The sequence below is a fragment of the Ruminococcus sp. YE282 genome (assembly GCA_900101355.1).
Taxonomy (GTDB): domain Bacteria; phylum Bacillota; class Clostridia; order Oscillospirales; family Acutalibacteraceae; genus Ruminococcoides; species Ruminococcoides bromii_A.
Window position 1 is genome coordinate 1 of record FMUV01000047.1, and the last position, 16,861, is coordinate 16,861.

Consider the following 16,861-nt stretch of genomic DNA (forward strand, 5'->3'; position numbering starts at 1 on the left):
TATCGTAAAGTAGAATACTTTGCGATATGTTTTTTACTTAATAATACTATTTAGATTGTAAATAGTATGTCCAATTGTATAAATAATATTTTATGATAAGTATATAAAATATCGAAGTTAGTTTAAGAAAAAATCTAAAAGTGAGAACAAATGATAAAACTATGTTGCTGATTGTGTTTGAAAAAAATATATATTTAATATGCTTTTTCTTATATTTACTTGAATTTGAGGGTGATAATAATGAAAGGAAAAGGAATGAAATCACAATATATTATTACTAATCTTTTTGCTACGGATTATTTTCACTATTATTCAACCCCTGTTTTATTTGCTTCATATTTTTTACCTTTTATCGCATATGGAAAAACAAGGGCATATTATGATAATGAATTAAAAGAGAAAATTATAAATATTCGAGATAACAAACATGGTAATTTTTATAATTATGCAACACAAGGGTTTGGAAATGTAGCGTTTTATGAACCGCACATATCTTTTGATTATTTTTATGACAAATTGTGTTCGTATGATAATGAAAAATTAAAATATTTTGTAATACAAGATATGGTAGAGCCAAGTTTAGAATCAGATTCTATGAAAAATGATTTACTCTTTATTTTAAAAAAAGATAATTTATTATTAAAAAGAGGAAAGCCTGTACTTAAAGATATAAAAGAAGAATTGATCAAAGATTTAAAATGTCACGAAAATAAATATGTGTTAGCGAAAATATTATATTATATTGTGCATCATCAACATCAACTTCCAAATCCAATTTCTGAGATAAAAAAAATAATTACTAATGAAATGGGCTTTGATTTTAATTTATCTCCTAATATATGTATGGGATTTAGAAGAGATATGGATGAGAACATAATAACACTATGTAATAGAATACAACGTGCAATAGAGATTCAAATGCTATTTATAGATGGTATATCTCTTTTTGGTGATGAAGCAATATCAAGAGATATAAGTAATGTTTTTTTTAAAAAAATAGAGGAATTATTAATAAGTAAAAAGGATTTGCGTATAGAAATTATAATCTCTGAAGCTGGTTCAAAGGCAAATAAGGAGGCTTGTCAATATCAAATTAATTTAAATCATTTAAAAAGAGCTAAAAGCAAATTATCTTTATATACAATTGATAAAATTACCAAATTAAAAGAGAGTTTTCCAAGTGCAAGTTTGGAGTTGAAGCTTACAACACTAGCTTTACCCTATGCACTCTTTATAGTTGGTTTTAACGATGATAGATACGATTATATAAAATTAGATATGTATTCTCCTTTTTTAAAAGAAAATAATGAACGTCCTAGTTTGTTTGTTTTTAAGAGCTTGAATCCAGAATTATTTAAACATTTTAAGGATGTATTTGAAAATATGTGGAAAAATGATGATTATTCGCATTTTAAAAAAGAATTGTAGGTGAAGTAAGTTTGTTAACACAAAAGATTTTAACAAGATTAGAAAAAGAGAGTACCAATGCTGCTTCCACAACAGGAAATGGTAATATTTTACAATCTATAATGTCTCGTGATATAGAGTATATACATATGCCAATTAAAAATGAGTATGAATATTTTGAACAAGGTAAAACCGGATATTGTTGGTTATCATCAACACTTTTTTGTATTTCTCAATACCTAAAATATAATCACGGAATTGAATATACTGCATTTTCTAAAAGTTATTTAATTTTTTATGATAAATTAGAAAAAGCAAATTATTTTTTAGACTTAATAATTAAATATGCTACCTATGATATGAGAGATCGAAATGTACTATACATATTGAATAACACTATGACAGATAAAGGTCAGTGGAATATGGCTAGAAACCTGATTCTTAAGTATGGAATGGTTCCATACGATTGCATGCCAGATAATACATCCCAAATAAGTACTAGAGAACTTAATGCTTGTTTTAATTATTTACTAAAATGTCATGCTATTAATATTCGAAAGATGTGTAAAAAGAGTGTTGATAAACATATAGTATATGAAGAAAAAGAAAGAGCTTTGCAACAAATATATAAGTTATTAATAATGTGTTTTGGTGTTCCGCCAAGGAAGGTTGATATTCCAAAAGAGTTTGAAGAAATATTTATTCAAATGTCACCTAAAGATTTTTTTGATATTTATATAAAATTTCCGTTTGAAAATTATATTAGCACTTGTTGCATAGGTGATAATTATTATGTAAATTACAAAATTGATTTAGATGGAAATGTAGCTGAAGGATATAGAAATAAATTTTTGTCTTTGCCTGAAAAAATATTCGACTCAGTCATTAAGGAACAAATAAATACTGAACATTTTTGCTGGTATTCTTGTGATGCAGGAAAGTTTTATATAAAGGAGTTATCACTATTTGATGATAACCCGTTTGATTTAAAAAGGATAATGGGGGATAGTTCTTATAAGTTTTTTAATAGAAAAGAAATATTTCAGCATCATATTGCCTCGCCTACTCATGCAATGGTATTTATTGATGAAGTTCAGAAAAAAGATAAGATGTTTTATATATCATATGATAGTTCTAAAAAGAGTTTTTTAGGACCATATTGTTGTGTATCTGATACATGGTATAAAAATTACGTGTTTCAAGCAGTTGTTAATAAAGTTTGTTTAAGTAAAGAGGTTGACTCAACCAAAATTTATACAAAAAAAGTTAAGCCGTGGGATTTTTTTTATATGGGCTAAGTGCAAGTATTAAAAGGTTGGTGAAGTGTGATGCTTCTTAAGAAAAAAAGTGAAAAATTGTTATTTGAACATTACTTAATATCACATTGTATAGTAGTTTCTTATATACTGACAAAATGTAATAAGGATAAACTATATTTGCCTTGTTTAGAAGTGCCAATTACAACACATTGTACATTGTGTTGTGAAAAATGTTCTAACTTAATACAGTATTATAAATCACCATATCATGTGGATTATGAGAAATTAATACTTAATATATCTAAGTTGTGTGAATGTGTTGATGGTATAGATTGTTTGAGAATATTGGGAGGAGAACCACTGTTAGCACCAAATTTATCAGAGATATTGTTAGCAGTATCTTGTATGAATAAAATAAAAAATATTGTTATTGTAACAAACGGGACTTTAGTTTTTACAGATCAATGCGTTGGGATTTTGAAAAATAATAAAAAAATTAAGATTTCAATAAGTAATTACAAGAAAAAATCAATTAGGTTAGATGAATTGATTGCTCAACTGGAGGAGAATGGTATTCATTATGTTATTAATGATGTACTATGGAAGGACAAGGCAAACATTTCTTTTAAACATAAAAATAGTAAAAAACTGAAAAAAGCATATAACAAGTGCCCGAATCGTTTTTTTAGTTTATTGAATGATGAATTACATATGTGTCCACATTCTGCCCATGGGGCAGATTTAAATGTTTTTGAGAAACTATCAACCGACTATGTATGTATAGCTCAGTACGAGGAAGATTATTATAAGTTAAAACTATCTATAAAAAAATTGTTAGATAACTCGTTTATTACAGCATGCAACTATTGTGATGAGGATGTTTGTAATAAGCTTCCTTTGGTAGAAACAGCAAAGCAATGTAGAAAAGAATATGCTTTGCAGGCTTTTGAAAACATGAGAAAATAGAGGTGATTGTATGCTCTGTAGTAAAGATTATTATTCTTATTTATATGATTATTTAATAAAAAAAAATGCTAATCTGTTCAAGGATTGTGATAACAGTAAATTAACAGCATTACCATTACCAAGTGAAATGTTTGATGAATTAATTTATCTTCTAAATGAGATTTATCGTAAGTATGAATTTAATATGCAAAAAACATGTAGTATAAACTATAATTTATTTACTTTATGGGAAATTAACAATTCCAATTATGTGAATTATGAAAATATACTAATAGCTATAAAGTTTATTTTATTTGGATGTTTAGCAGATAAAATATTAGATTCACAGCGTTTTAGCAAAAGTGAAAAAGAAAAGGTAATAGAAAAACTTGATATTCGTGTGTTTGTTTCAGAGAAGCCGTTTATTAGTGATTGTTTTAAAGAGATGGATATTTTACTTAATGACATAAGATGTTTTTTAGTGTCAGAAACAGCAAAAAAATCACCATATTATGAAATTATAATTCGAAAAATGGAACAAGCTTTTTTGTCTGAGGTATACATGAGCCAAACATCTCTTAAGCTAAAAGAAAAAATGCTTTCCTCCGAAATGCGATTGTTAATTGATAAATCGGTTGAATTTGAAACAGTGGCTTTTTTTATCGCATCTATTTCAAATATAACAGATAGAACAATGGCTTCTGCGAAATGTATTTCAGAAATATTTTGGCTTGTTGATGATTTGTGTGATTTTGTTGATGATATTAAGTGTAAAAGAAAAAATTCAGTTTTATTCTACTGTACTCCCATGGATGAAGAAATTAACCTAGTAAACAGAGTGGATTTAGCTTTTTCTAATGTGAATATTTTATTAGATAAACTGGAAAATAATATATTTACGCTTAATCAAATTGTTAAACCACAATTATTTGATTTTGTGATAAACCAAATTTGGGTGTGGTGTTATAATGTGCGAAGAATGGTTGAATAATGGATTAAAATATAAAATTAAAATAAATAATTTTGAGACGGATATGGAAAGAAAAATTAGATGTTTTTTTAATACAAATTCTTCATTTCGTAATTTTTGTTTTATGAAAAGTCTCCCAAATCTCAAAACATCTCAAAGGATAATAAAAAATAACATTGTTAATAAGTCTTCCTTTGCATCGATTAGATTCGGTTTATATGAATATATGCTATGTTATCAATATCTTGAAAAAAAATGTGGAATTAGAAAAAAATACTCAGACTTTATTCGATATCACATTTCTATGGATGCAGGTATATTCAATTGTGATGATAATTCTTTGGACAAGTATTCAAATTATGTGATTTCTAATCTAGATATTGTTGATGTTATATCTTATTGGAGGGATATACCTAATAATAGTGTTTTTAGACATTTTTATAATCCTAATATGCAGCAGATAAATGTTGACTATTTATATCCATATCCATTTTTGCATAAGGGTGAATTACCTAATTGGCAACTTCTCTTGAGAGATAAGAACGTTTTAGTTGTTTCAGCATTTTCAAAAACAATAAAACAACAATATGAAAAAAGGAATATATTGTGGAACAACAGCGATCATATTCTCCCTAGTTTTAATCTGATAACGTACGAAGCAATTAGAACTAATGCAGGTCAAACAGATCCAAGATTTAAATCATGGGAGGAGGCTTTAAATTATATGGAAGAGGAGATTTTACAGTATGATTTTGATATAGCTTTAATAAGTTGTGGTGCTTATGGAATGCCATTAGCTATGAAACTAAAGAAAAAAAAGTGTAAAGCCATTCAATGGGGTGGTTGTTTTCAGTTGTGGTTTGGCATTCTTGGTGGAAGATGGAACAAAGATAGCCGTATATTAAAATATGTGAATTCTGCTTGGACATATCCTTTAAAAGAGGAAACCCCTCCGTTGGCAAATTTGATAAATAATTCTTGTTATTGGAAGCCTGACGAAAATTAAATTCATGATAAAAACATGAAGAAAATGGAATATTTAATGTATAAAATATAAAAGTATATATTGTATAATATTCTTAAATTAGAATGAAGGGGGTGAAATAATGAAGGACTTTGAAATTTATTCTGAAAAGATGGGTACAATGGTAAAGGTATCTGAGAATGTTTCCGACGAGGAAATGCAAGTTATCATAGAAGATAGTAATTCGTCTTTGGTAGGTTGGTCTCACGGTGGTTGGAATAATGACGGTGGTGGTGCTGGTTGGTAATTTGTTTATGGCACACAATCTAGTTATACAACTCAGTCTCGCAACATTGTCTTATTTATTACAAGCAATGTTGCGAGATTTTTAATTCTTGATAATTGAATGGAGGATAGATGTTATGAAAAGGGCATATTTAGCGATATGTTATTTATGTAACGAAAATTGTCTTTTTTGTCCATGTTCCCAAAAGGAAAAAACTGAGAAAATGATTACTGATATTCAAGAACTCATACATACAGTTAACTTATTAGAAACTCAGGGAATTACAGATGTTACAATATCAGGTGGAGAGCCTACATTGCACCCACATTTTGTTGAACTTGTGAAATATATACAACAAAAAGGAATGGATATTACCATATTAACGAACAGTGAAAGGTTTCACGATAATGTTTTCTTATTGAATTTTATTAGGGAAATTGATGTGAATAGGATTAAGATTATAACTACCTTGCACAGTAGTGAGGCAAATGAGCATGAACAAGCAAATCAAACAAAAGGAAGTTTTGAACGTAGTGTTAAGGGACTTTTAAGTCTATCGGATTATGGTGTAAGAATTATAATTAAACATTGTGTTACAAAAGCAAACTACAAAGACTTAAAAGATTTTTATATGTTTATTGACAGCACGTTTAATTTAAATGTTGATGTTCAACTGTGTAGTATTGATTATTGTGGAATTCCAAAGAATCAATTGATAAATGAAATGTTATCATTTGTTGATTTACGACCATATCTCGAAGAAGTTTTTGATTATCATATATCAATGAAAGATAAAGGATTTAACAGAAATTTATACTGTATTAATATGCCATTGTGTTCGAGTGATGTGATATATTGGGATTATTTTTCTAAAAAAAGAAAAGTAATGTATAACGCATATAAAGACCCACATAATGAGAAAATGGTTAGTATTTCTAATAATGTTGGAATTAATGACACTTTTTGTGAAAATTGTAAAGCTAAATCTATTTGTAGTGGTACATATTATACCGCATTCGAGGCATTTAAAGATAGAATTATTAAGCCTTTTGTATAAGGAGGAAATAATTTTGAAAAAACAGATTTTTTTAAAAGAGAGCAATGCAAAATTATTACGCATATCTCCTTATGTTGAAATATATGGAAATAAATCAAATAAAATACTCTTATACAGAAGAGATACAAATCAAAGATTGCTTATTGAGAGTAATAATATGATTAAATTAAATAATCTAATAGAAATATTAGAAGATGGTGTAGAAGAAGAAATTCTAATAGATATCTTGTTAAATATGGGGGTAGAAGATTATTCAAGATGGATATATAGGTGTGTTGAGAAAGGTATGATTGAATAATGAAACGTTATAATATAAATTCTTTTATAGATAAAGAATCTGGTAAAAAAATTACTGAATTTATAGTGTTTGAAAAAGATAATAAGTGTCTTATTTTTAATAAATATTCTGGACATATCATTTTATTGGATAGTAACTACCTGAAAACATTTGAGAATGAAAAAATCCCTAAAGAACTTTTCCGTAGATTGGAGAGTAGAGGATTTGTAGAAAATCATAATGAACATTTTTGTAATAATGCGTGTGATGTTTTACCAGAATTTTTTATGGTGGACTTAACGAATAAATGCAATATGCATTGTAAATATTGTTTAAGAAATGTTGGATCTAGTAACAAATCTATATCTAAATCTATGATTGTAGATATATGCAAATACATTTCAAAATATTGTGAAAGAGAACATCTATTAAATGTTAGTATACAGCCTTGGGGGGGAGAACCTCTTCTAGAGTTAGAGTCAATATTATTGATGAAAAAACTAATTAAACCGGTTGGAACAAAAGTACATTTTTCTGTAGAAACAAATGGGATTTTATTAACACAAAAAACAATAGATAAATTATATGATAACCAAATAGCTATTGGAATTAGTATTGATGGTTTTTCTAAAGTACACGACAGTCAAAGAGTATTTGATTGTGGAAAGGCTACACATAATATTGTTGAGAAAAATTTACTTTTAGCAAAAGAAAAATATAAAGATAAATTAGGAACTATAACAACAGTTACGAAAAATAATTCAAAATATATTGAAGAAATCCTAGAATATTTTGCTTGTGAGCTAAAATTAAAGAATGTAAAATTTAATTTTGTTCACAAAAGTATGTTTTCTGATTGTGAAGAACTATGTCTTTCTAATGATGAAATTTCTGATGCAGAATTAAGAATGCTGAATAAGATTGTTGAATTAAACGAAAAAGGATATCATATATCAGAACATAATATAAAGGTAAAAATAAAAAATCTTTTATTTAGGGAATATTCTGATATATGTCATTCAAAAGGTTGTTGTGGCGGTAAAAAAATGATTGTATTTGATATGATGGGTAATATATACCCTTGTGAATTGACGGATACCCCCACTGAAAATATCGGAAATATTTATGATAAAAGTAGTTTGATTTCAACGGTAAATAAGGCATCAAGAAATAGAGATTATTTTATACCTAAGAAGGCTAATGTGTGTGAAACTTGTGAGTGGTATGTTTTTTGTCAAGGCGGATGTACCGTAAGAGCAATAAGTTGCGGTAAACGACCTCCAGAAATAGATATGGTGGAGTGTGCTGTTAATAAAGCTTTATACCCAGCATTAGTTGAATTAATTCTAACTAAGCCAAGAATAATTAATCTATTACTAGGTTTTGAGGCATTATAGTATTGAAGGGGAGGATGTATATGTCAGGAGAGAATTTTATATCAATTGTTGCAGTTATTGTTACGGCAGTTGCGACTTCTATTGGAACAATAAGTGCAGTAAGTTTCAATAAATATAGTAAGAAGAAAGATGATGATAACAAAGTATTACAAATACGTAAATTGCTTAATGAAATAAGAGAGTTTTCTTCTTGGTATGTAGATGCAAGAGATTCATTACATAAATTGCATGACGTTCGTAACATTAGTATAACTACTGCTGAAATGTTGTCAGAGTATAGAAGCAATACCCGTATGTTTAAAGGGACTTTTAGCCATTGGACTGATAAAAAAGCTGAAATTATTAGTATCCTTGAAAAAAAGTACAATACAGATGTTGCTAATGAATGCCGAGAGTTTATGGATGAAGCAGTATCATTTATTAAATTGTTAGAACATCTTCTAGAAATTATGAGTACCAAAGATTATCGGAGTATCACTTACATAGAGTTTTGCAGTGAATTTTATAATAGTTTTTGTCCTGATATGTATAAAAGGATTTTTGGGGACAATTTTAAGGTGTGTTTAAGACAAAAGATGTTAAAGATAGAAAACGGATATAAGCAGATTGCGGAAAAATTTGAATTGGAACCTGTTGAAATAGGTGAACCATTAGGGTAGGTGCTGTTTATGATAAATGAGTTGATTTTGGTTGATGAACAAGACAACACAATAGGTTATGCAGAGAAAATATCTGTACATAAAACTGGAGTGCTTCATAGAGCTTTTTCAATATTTATTTTTGATAAGAAAAATAATTTGATGTTAATCCAAAAACGATCGGCTGACAAATATCATTCTGCTGGATTATGGAGTAACGCTTGTTGTTCACATCAGTATAAAAACGAAACTTGGGATGAAGCACTTAAACGTTGTATAGTAAATGAATTGGGAATTCAGGCGGATTTTGAGTATTCAGTTATGCAGAATTATAAAAGTTTCTCAAATATCATTCAGGTAGGTGTTTTTAAGTATTTCTCTGATTATGGCGATATGAAAGAACATGAAATAGATCATGTGATTCTATACACTCCTGAAGATACATTATTGAAAAAAATACTTTATAATACTGACGAAATAAGTGAGATTAGGTGGTTGTCTATAGAGGAATTAGACACGTTATTGAAGTGTAGATCAGATGAATTTACATCATGGTTTTCACAGTCATATGATTTTGTTAAAAAAGCTATTAAAGAATTGATTGTAGAAGATAGAGTAATAGATGTATTTGATTAAAAAGGTTCAACTAGTCAGTATGTACTAGGTGTACGATAATTTTGTAAAAGTACATGTTAAATGTGTAGGTGCTAAAGAGACTATGAAATTTGTAAATAATCAATACATAATCAATCTGTTTATGTATATCATTATAGGATGACAAATTTATTAAAAAAATTAATACAAAGTTTTATAGCTATTGGGATTTGCAAATTAGATGTTTTTATAAAAAACGCGCCTTTTCATTTTTTATTGTGTTTATTTTATATGAATTTAATAAAGTAACGTGAGTTCGATGAAAAAATAAAAAACAAATAGAAAATCTGTCCTTAATTTGATATAGTAAAAGGTACAAAAAGCAAACCATAGCAAAGAAAGGACAGATTTAAATGGAAGAACTATTGGCAATTTTCTGTGATGTAGATGATTTTTGTAAAGCATATGAGGAATATTGTGAAACTCACTTGCTTATGGATAAAAAGCAGATTGTTCCCAAGACATCAATGTATCTAAGTGAAATAATGACAATAGTTATCTATTTTCATTTATCAAATTACAGAACATTCAAGTGGTATTACAATAAATTCGTATGCAAAACATTAAAACCATATTTTCCTAAATTGGTTAGTTATAACCGATTTGTAGAAGTTATGAAAATGACAATCGTTCCACTGACATTATATCTTATAAACTATGGATTTGGCAAGAGTACAGGGATAAATTTTGTTGATTCAACACCAATAGAGGTTTGTGATAATCATAGAATTTATTCTCATAAAGTATTTAAAGGATTAGCTCAAAGAGGAAAAAGCTCGACAGGCTGGTTTTATGGATTTAAACTTCATCTTATGATAAATGATAAAGGCGAAATCCTATCGTTTTGCCTGACATCAGGCAATATCGATGATAGAAATTGGGAAGTTATGTCTCATTTAACCAAAGAGATATATGGAAAGCTCTTTGCTGACAGAGGTTATCTTTCAAAGAATTTATTTGAAAAACTCTTTGAAAGAAATATAACCTTAGTTACAAAACTTAGAAAGAATATGAAAAACGAGACCGCCGAGAATTTTGTGTAAAAGTGAATAATAAGCTTCCTTTCGAGCAATAATGGAAATAGAAAAATCAAAGCTTGAAAGGAAGTTTTTTTAATGGCAAAAGCACCGGCAGAAATGATGAGAGAATTTGTAAGAAGTCAGAATTTCACATCAACAGACGAAGTTATGACAGCGATGAAAGATATGTTCAAGGACATTCTTCAGGAGGTTATGAAATGTGAGCTTGCCGATGAACTCGGCTATGAGAAAAGCGAAAGAACGTCGAATGATGAGTGTAGCAATAAGTCGAAAAATTACAGAAACGGCTACTCCAAAAAGACGGTAAAAACGCAGATGGGCGAGCTTGAAATCAAAGTTCCGAGGGACAGAAACGGCGAATATGAACCCAAAATAATCAGCAAATACAACCGCAATGCAGACGGTATGGAAGAGAAAATTCTTTCGCTCTACGCTTGTGGAATGAGCCAGCGTGATATTGCCGAACAAATCAAAAATCTGTATGATGTAGAAATCTCCCCCGAGCTTGTCAGCAAAATCAGCGAGAAGATTATGCCCGATGTGACTGCATGGCAAAACCGACCTCTTGAAGCTGTATATCCGTTCGTTTTTATGGATGCAATCCATTACAAAGTAAAGGAAAATCATCAGTATATCACGAAGGCTGCATATGTAGTTCTGGGCATCAATCTTGACGGTCAGAAAGATATTCTCGGCATATGGATTGGCGAAAATGAGAGCAGTAAATTCTGGCTGAATGTGTTGAATGAACTCAAAACCCGTGGAATTAAGGATGTATTTCTGTTCTGCGTGGACGGTCTGACAGGCTTCAGACAAGCCATTGAGGCGGCTTTTCCAAATGCACAAATCCAGCGTTGCATCATTCATCAGATACGCTCAAGCACAAGGTTTGTCAGCTACAAACACATCAAAGAGCTGATGGTTGACCTCAAGAAAGTATATCAAGCAATCAGCGAGGAAGAAGCTATGAACAACCTGATTTTGTTCAAGGACAAGTGGGGCAAAACTTATCCTTCCTGCGTGAAAAGTTGGGAGGAAAATTGGGATATTCTATCCACATTCTTCGCATATCCGCCCGAGGTTCGGAAGATAATATATACAACGAATATTATCGAAGGTTTGAATCGTCAGTTCAGGCAGATTACGAAGAACAAGCCGTCATTCACAAACGATGACAGCCTGCGCAAAATGTTGTATTTAGCGTCGCAAAAAATTGTCGAACGCTGGACGCAAAGATGTCGAAACTGGGACATAGTTTTGAGTCAGTTATCGATAATATTTGAGGACAGAATACCGGCTTGATTTGCCCCCGAGAATAGAATTTCCTGGCCGCAAAATGTTATTCACGCAAGGCGTGCATAACATTCCGCAGACAGGAAAGAAAAGTTGACACGGGGCAAATCAGAAAGCCTGATTGCGCCACAATCCGCTGTTTTGTTATTGCTTGAAGGATTATTATTTACACAGAATTTTATGGGGTGCCTGAAAACTTATGTCGCTTTCTGATAAAGTTCTTATCAGAAAAAGGGCTGTTATTGAATCAGTCAATGATTTTCTTAAAAATATTTGCCAGATAGAACATTCACGTCATCGCTCGGTTGACAATTTTCTTGTTAATGTTTTATCTGCTCTAATCGCATACTCTTTTTTGCCTAAAAAACCTTCTTTGCATCTGAACAATAGCCTTTCTCTGCCTTTTTCTTGCTAATTTTTGTCGAACTCACGTTAAAGTAGTATTATTATTTTAAGTTTTTAAATATGTTGTGATGATATCGGACCTGTAATACAGGAGTAAGCAAATTTGTGCTAATTATTAGTGCAAAATTAAGTGACTAAATCAGAAAATTATAATAAATTTTTACTGATAGTTGATGCAGGTTAGTAATTGTTGTGAAAATACGACAAAATATTTTTGCTTTCTATGTTATCATCAATAATTATTAAATAAAGTGGTGTTAATATTAGAAACAAGTGGGCAAACGATGAAATAAAAAGAATAAAATTATTTTTACATACCGTAGTGTCGAAAGATACTGCGGTATTTTTTTCGACATAATAGTCGGATAAAAAGTATTTGTCTACATTATTAAATAAAATTAAACATACCACTTACAGCACACTTGAATTTCAGGTGTGCCATTTTTTTGCTCTTAACTGCGAAATATGTTTTATTCGTGGACCTCCTGTTCTGTTTGAACGCAAAAAGTCAAACAAAACAGGAGGAACGAAAAATTGAAACAATTATGGATAAATGGTGAATATATTGACGTAACCGACGAGATATACACCGTGTATTTAAAAGGACAAAGAAAAATGAATTATTTTGAAAAAGACCTGAAATCCGAACGGGTGATTAAAGATAAGAGCAGTGATATAAAGAAAATCATCCCAAGTCGTGAGGATTCATTAGACAGGCTTTTAAGTGATAACAAAAGACAGTTTTCAGATGATAGCGAAAGTGTAGAATCAATAATTCAGACTAACGATGAGATTGATAAATTACATAATGCACTTAATCAATTATCTGCTGATGAATGGGCTATCATAAAAATGCTTTTCTACGATGAAATGTCAGAACGTGATACGGCAAAAGTTCTTGGAATTTCACAAGTAGCAGTAAATAAAAGAAAACATCGTATTCTCAAAAAACTTAAGAAAATCATAAATCTTTAAAAAATTTTTAATTTTATGGTTATCATACCCCTCACTTAACGGCAAATAAAGTGAGGGGTATTTTTTACTCCTTTTGCTCTTTGAAAATTAAATATCAGCACATCAGATACTTTCCTTCTGCTGTTCGGTTACGGACAAGCTACATGAGCGAACATATTTATATATCTTCAGGACTCAGACATTGAAAGGCACATTCAATGAAAGCGATGACAGGCAGAGGGGATAATGATACTTCCGTCAAGTCAAAAGTCGAGCGTGATAAAACCGTCGCAACAAAAGATGACGGCTGTGGGAGAACCTCACGGTGGTGAAATTCCAATGGAGCTATATGCAAAGCCGTCTGATGTGTTCCTATATCGCAGGGTATCGAGGATAAATAGCGATGATAGGATAGCTAGTAATTTATAGTTATCCAAACGATTGATATTAAACAGACGGCAGAGGTGTATTCTTCTGCCGTCAAAATAATGATAAAGGAGTTTTAAATTATGTCAGGTTTTATTATTGGTTTATTTACAGGTTGTTTTATCAGTGTAGCGATAATGTGCTTGATGAGCATTGCATCACACAGAAAATAAATAGCCTACATATATATAGAAAAGGTAACAGAAAGAATCCCTTCTCGCCAAACAGATTGTTTCTATTACCTTTATATAGAGGAGTTAAAATGAAAGGAATTTTTAAATATGGAGTCAATTATAAATAGAGATTATGTTGACAAAGAAAATGTCATTGAACTTGCAGATATGAATGCCAAAATCTACTTTTTAAAAAGCAGTAAATCAAATGCACTCAAGATAGCAGAAAACTTGTTGTTGGATGCTTATGAAAACAGAATGTGCAAAGCATAATATATTTTAGATTTGTACCGTTTTGGTCTGGATATTAAAAATAATCCTGATATAATGCTTGTTGAGAGAAATCTCGACTCAACAAGTAATAGTGTCGGTACAAATGAGAAAGAGAGGTTAATATGGTAACAACAAAACCGACACAAGAAAAGCTAATGAAAACAGTTTACTGTTTATATAGGGTATCAACCAAAGGTCAGGTTGATAAAAACGATATACCAATGCAGAAACAATCCTGTAGAGAGTTTGCAGAGAAACAAGCTGGTTGGGTGATAAAGAAAGAGTTTCAGGAACAAGGCGTTTCAGGCTTTAAGGTTTCAGCAAATGACAGAGATGCAGTTCAAGAACTTAAGTCAGCAGCGGAAAAGAAAGAGTTTGATATACTTCTGGTTTTTATGTTCGATAGAATAGGAAGAATTGATAACGAAACACCATTTGTTGTGGAATGGTTCATTCAGCACGGAATAGAAGTATGGAGTGTCAACGAGGGTGAACAACGAATGGATAGCCATGTTGATAAGCTTATGAATTACATTAGATTTTGGCAAGCTAACGGCGAAAGTCAGAAAACATCAATGCGTGTAAAAACTCGCCTCCATCAACTTGTAGAAGATGGAATTTACACAGGTGGATGTGCTCCTTTCGGGTACAAGCTGGTCAAAAGTGGTGTGGTGAATAAACGAGGAAAAGAACTTATGACACTTGAACAGGAACCAAGGGAAGTAGAGATAGTAAGAACTATCTTTGAGAAAACTGTTAAAGACGGTTACGGTTCATATGTAATGGCTGAGTATATTAATGATAGAAAGATACTCACTCATAACGGTTCAAAGTTCCAATCAAATACTATAAAGCGAATTCTTCAAAATTCTATCTACTGTGGTTTTTATGTAAGAGGTGGAGTTACCTCAAAAAGAATTGAAGAACTACAGATTATAGATGATGATATTTTTGACCAAGCACAGAAAATTCTTGAGCAGAGAAAATACACAAACAATGAGAGAACACAAATATCCCGTACAGCTAAATCTTCAACAATGCTCGGTGGTAATATCTACTGTGCCCATTGTGGTAAGAAATTGTGTGCTAACAGCTTTGTAGATAAATACACCACAAAAGACGGTTCAGTACATAATGGTGGCAGGAGATTCCGATACTTGTGTTCAGGGAAAGCTATGAACCGAAACGATTGTGATGGACAAAGTGTGTATACAGCTTCAAAGGTTGATGAAGTTGTAATTGCTGCATTACATAAATGCTTTGATAAAATCAAAGTTACTCCAAAAGATGCTGCTATTGAAAAGAAGTACAAAACTCAGATAACACAGATAAAGCAGGAAATTAAAAAGCTTGAAAAAGAAACCGATACATTAAAAAGAAAGCTCGGTGATCTAACAGAAGAAATTGCAAATGCTTTATTAGGCGATAGCAAATTTACACCTGATGTATTATCAATGGCTATTGAAAATACAAAAAGTAAAATAGCCGATAATGTGAAGCAAATAGCTGAAAAAGAAAATCAGCTTAATAACAAAGAAAATGATATGAAGAAGATTGATTTCTACTATGAACAGTTTATTAGTTGGGCAGATGAATTTGATAACGCTTCACAGGAACGAAAGAAAATGATTATCTGCACACTGTTTAAGGAAATTACAGTAGGGAAGGGCTATAAAATAGAAATTCTTATGGACTCATCATATGAACAATTTTTAAGATAAGAATTTACAGAATCCTAAAGTATATGATATACTATATATAAAGAAAAGGATTACGATTTCCTACTCGGGTATATTAAGATACGCAGTCGAGAGCGCATGACTGTTAATCATGATGTCACTGGTTCGAGCCCAGTTGGGGGAGCCAAAAAGAATACTCACTATCAACAGTTGGTGTTGATGACGCAGGGGGTCCACCCGTTCCCATACCGAACACGGAAGTTAAGCCCTGTAGTGCCGAAAATAGTAGTCTGGCGACGGGCTGTGAAAATAGGAAGATGCCAACACTCGATAGTGAGTATTTCTTTATCCTAAAAATTTGGCGGCAGTTGCACACAGTACCCGGCGGGTACTTTTGCAGTTGCCGTTTCTGTTTTATAATCGAGTTTATCATTTTTTTGAGGCTCTATAATAAAAGTTGGGGTAAGAACAAAAAGAGCCTACAAAAATAAAAGTAAAAAAGTAGAGCATATTTGTAAAAAAACCTTTAAAATGAAAGTGGAAACAAACCATTTTAAGGAGAATCAAATATGCTCTACAAACATTTTACAGAAAAAATACTCGGATTGCAAGACATTTTAATTGAAAACATAAAAAGCACAAATAATACCATTCACGTTTATTGCAAATTAGAAAGGGAACTGCATAAATGCCCTTGTTGCGGTAATTTCACCGATAAAATTCACGATTATCGTGTACAAGTTATTAAAGACATTCCTGCTTTT

18 protein-coding genes, 1 rRNA gene and 1 pseudogene are annotated in these 16,861 nt (G+C 30.8%); all 20 read left to right on the top strand.

Features of this window, described 5'->3' with window-relative positions:
* Positions 1–240: 240 nt before the first annotated feature.
* A complete protein-coding gene (locus tag BLP46_RS11475) occupies positions 241–1,428 on the top strand; it encodes a hypothetical protein (protein WP_092979080.1) in 1,188 nt (395 codons plus the stop codon).
* Between the two features lie 11 nt (positions 1,429–1,439).
* Positions 1,440–2,705: a C1 family peptidase gene (locus tag BLP46_RS11480; protein ID WP_092979082.1), complete on the top strand. Its 1,266-nt coding sequence runs from the start codon at positions 1,440–1,442 to the stop codon at positions 2,703–2,705.
* 27 nt (positions 2,706–2,732) lie between these two features.
* Positions 2,733–3,632, top strand: a complete 900-nt coding sequence (locus tag BLP46_RS11485) for a radical SAM protein (protein WP_143000492.1) — start codon at positions 2,733–2,735, stop codon at positions 3,630–3,632.
* 10 nt (positions 3,633–3,642) lie between these two features.
* Positions 3,643–4,602, top strand: a complete 960-nt coding sequence (locus BLP46_RS11490) for a hypothetical protein (RefSeq protein WP_092979086.1) — start codon at positions 3,643–3,645, stop codon at positions 4,600–4,602.
* Positions 4,580–5,587 (top strand): hypothetical protein, encoded by a 1,008-nt coding sequence (locus BLP46_RS11495; protein WP_092979088.1) that lies wholly within the window; start codon positions 4,580–4,582, stop codon positions 5,585–5,587. The genes BLP46_RS11490 and BLP46_RS11495 overlap by 23 nt, the downstream gene beginning before the upstream one ends.
* 100 nt (positions 5,588–5,687) lie before the next feature.
* Positions 5,688–5,852: a hypothetical protein gene (locus BLP46_RS13125; RefSeq protein ID WP_167669261.1), complete on the top strand. Its 165-nt coding sequence runs from the start codon at positions 5,688–5,690 to the stop codon at positions 5,850–5,852.
* 115 nt (positions 5,853–5,967) lie between these two features.
* Entirely contained in the window at positions 5,968–6,888 is a 921-nt protein-coding gene (locus BLP46_RS11500; protein ID WP_092979089.1) for a radical SAM protein, read from the top strand.
* 13 nt (positions 6,889–6,901) lie between these two features.
* Positions 6,902–7,186, top strand: coding sequence for a hypothetical protein (locus BLP46_RS11505; protein ID WP_092979091.1), 285 nt, complete (start codon positions 6,902–6,904; stop codon positions 7,184–7,186).
* The gene (locus BLP46_RS11510; protein WP_092979093.1) at positions 7,186–8,562 is read left to right on the top strand and encodes a radical SAM/SPASM domain-containing protein; all 1,377 of its coding nucleotides are present in this window, start codon (positions 7,186–7,188) and stop codon (positions 8,560–8,562) included. Before BLP46_RS11505 ends, BLP46_RS11510 begins: the two co-directional genes overlap by 1 nt.
* Positions 8,563–8,582: 20 nt before the next feature.
* Positions 8,583–9,221 (top strand): hypothetical protein, encoded by a 639-nt coding sequence (locus BLP46_RS11515; RefSeq protein ID WP_092979094.1) that lies wholly within the window; start codon positions 8,583–8,585, stop codon positions 9,219–9,221.
* A 9-nt stretch (positions 9,222–9,230) separates the two neighbouring features.
* Positions 9,231–9,836: an isopentenyl-diphosphate Delta-isomerase gene (locus BLP46_RS11520; RefSeq protein WP_092979095.1), complete on the top strand. Its 606-nt coding sequence runs from the start codon at positions 9,231–9,233 to the stop codon at positions 9,834–9,836.
* A gap of 371 nt (positions 9,837–10,207) precedes the next feature.
* Positions 10,208–10,897 carry an IS982 family transposase gene (locus BLP46_RS11525; RefSeq protein WP_092979096.1) on the top strand — a complete coding sequence of 230 codons (690 nt, stop codon included), beginning with the start codon at positions 10,208–10,210 and terminating at the stop codon, positions 10,895–10,897.
* Positions 10,898–10,969: 72 nt separating this feature from the next.
* Positions 10,970–12,196 carry an IS256 family transposase gene (locus BLP46_RS11530; protein ID WP_092979098.1) on the top strand — a complete coding sequence of 409 codons (1,227 nt, stop codon included), beginning with the start codon at positions 10,970–10,972 and terminating at the stop codon, positions 12,194–12,196.
* Between the two features lie 187 nt (positions 12,197–12,383).
* A pseudogene (locus tag BLP46_RS11535) lies at positions 12,384–12,602 on the top strand (transposase); the annotation flags it as partial.
* Between the two features lie 524 nt (positions 12,603–13,126).
* Positions 13,127–13,567, top strand: coding sequence for an RNA polymerase sigma factor (locus tag BLP46_RS11540; RefSeq protein ID WP_318259602.1), 441 nt, complete (start codon positions 13,127–13,129; stop codon positions 13,565–13,567).
* A gap of 488 nt (positions 13,568–14,055) precedes the next feature.
* The gene (locus BLP46_RS13500; protein ID WP_143000493.1) at positions 14,056–14,145 is read left to right on the top strand and encodes a DUF3789 domain-containing protein; all 90 of its coding nucleotides are present in this window, start codon (positions 14,056–14,058) and stop codon (positions 14,143–14,145) included.
* Between the two features lie 108 nt (positions 14,146–14,253).
* Entirely contained in the window at positions 14,254–14,418 is a 165-nt protein-coding gene (locus BLP46_RS13130) for a hypothetical protein (protein WP_167669262.1), read from the top strand.
* Positions 14,419–14,540: 122 nt separating this feature from the next.
* Entirely contained in the window at positions 14,541–16,139 is a 1,599-nt protein-coding gene (locus BLP46_RS11550) for a recombinase family protein (RefSeq protein ID WP_092979102.1), read from the top strand.
* 167 nt (positions 16,140–16,306) lie between these two features.
* Positions 16,307–16,423 (top strand): 5S ribosomal RNA (gene rrf, locus BLP46_RS11555).
* Positions 16,424–16,666: 243 nt separating this feature from the next.
* Positions 16,667–16,861: transposase family protein (locus tag BLP46_RS13230; RefSeq protein ID WP_207645240.1), on the top strand; the 195-nt coding region annotated here is incomplete at its 3' end.

Excerpts from the sequence above, each read along its gene's own strand:
- BLP46_RS11510 (WP_092979093.1), top strand. The coding sequence starts at position 7,186 with ATGAAACGTTATAATATAAATTCTTTTATAGATAAAGAATCTGGTAAA.
- BLP46_RS11515 (WP_092979094.1), top strand. The coding sequence starts at position 8,583 with ATGTCAGGAGAGAATTTTATATCAATTGTTGCAGTTATTGTTACGGCA.
- BLP46_RS13500 (WP_143000493.1), top strand. The coding sequence starts at position 14,056 with ATGTCAGGTTTTATTATTGGTTTATTTACAGGTTGTTTTATCAGTGTA.
- BLP46_RS11525 (WP_092979096.1), top strand. The coding sequence starts at position 10,208 with ATGGAAGAACTATTGGCAATTTTCTGTGATGTAGATGATTTTTGTAAA.
- BLP46_RS11495 (WP_092979088.1), top strand. The coding sequence starts at position 4,580 with ATGTGCGAAGAATGGTTGAATAATGGATTAAAATATAAAATTAAAATA.
- BLP46_RS11550 (WP_092979102.1), top strand. The coding sequence starts at position 14,541 with ATGGTAACAACAAAACCGACACAAGAAAAGCTAATGAAAACAGTTTAC.
- BLP46_RS11500 (WP_092979089.1), top strand. The coding sequence starts at position 5,968 with ATGAAAAGGGCATATTTAGCGATATGTTATTTATGTAACGAAAATTGT.
- BLP46_RS11475 (WP_092979080.1), top strand. The coding sequence starts at position 241 with ATGAAAGGAAAAGGAATGAAATCACAATATATTATTACTAATCTTTTT.
- BLP46_RS13130 (WP_167669262.1), top strand. The coding sequence starts at position 14,254 with ATGGAGTCAATTATAAATAGAGATTATGTTGACAAAGAAAATGTCATT.
- BLP46_RS11520 (WP_092979095.1), top strand. The coding sequence starts at position 9,231 with ATGATAAATGAGTTGATTTTGGTTGATGAACAAGACAACACAATAGGT.
- BLP46_RS11530 (WP_092979098.1), top strand. The coding sequence starts at position 10,970 with ATGGCAAAAGCACCGGCAGAAATGATGAGAGAATTTGTAAGAAGTCAG.
- BLP46_RS13125 (WP_167669261.1), top strand. The coding sequence starts at position 5,688 with ATGAAGGACTTTGAAATTTATTCTGAAAAGATGGGTACAATGGTAAAG.
- BLP46_RS11490 (WP_092979086.1), top strand. The coding sequence starts at position 3,643 with ATGCTCTGTAGTAAAGATTATTATTCTTATTTATATGATTATTTAATA.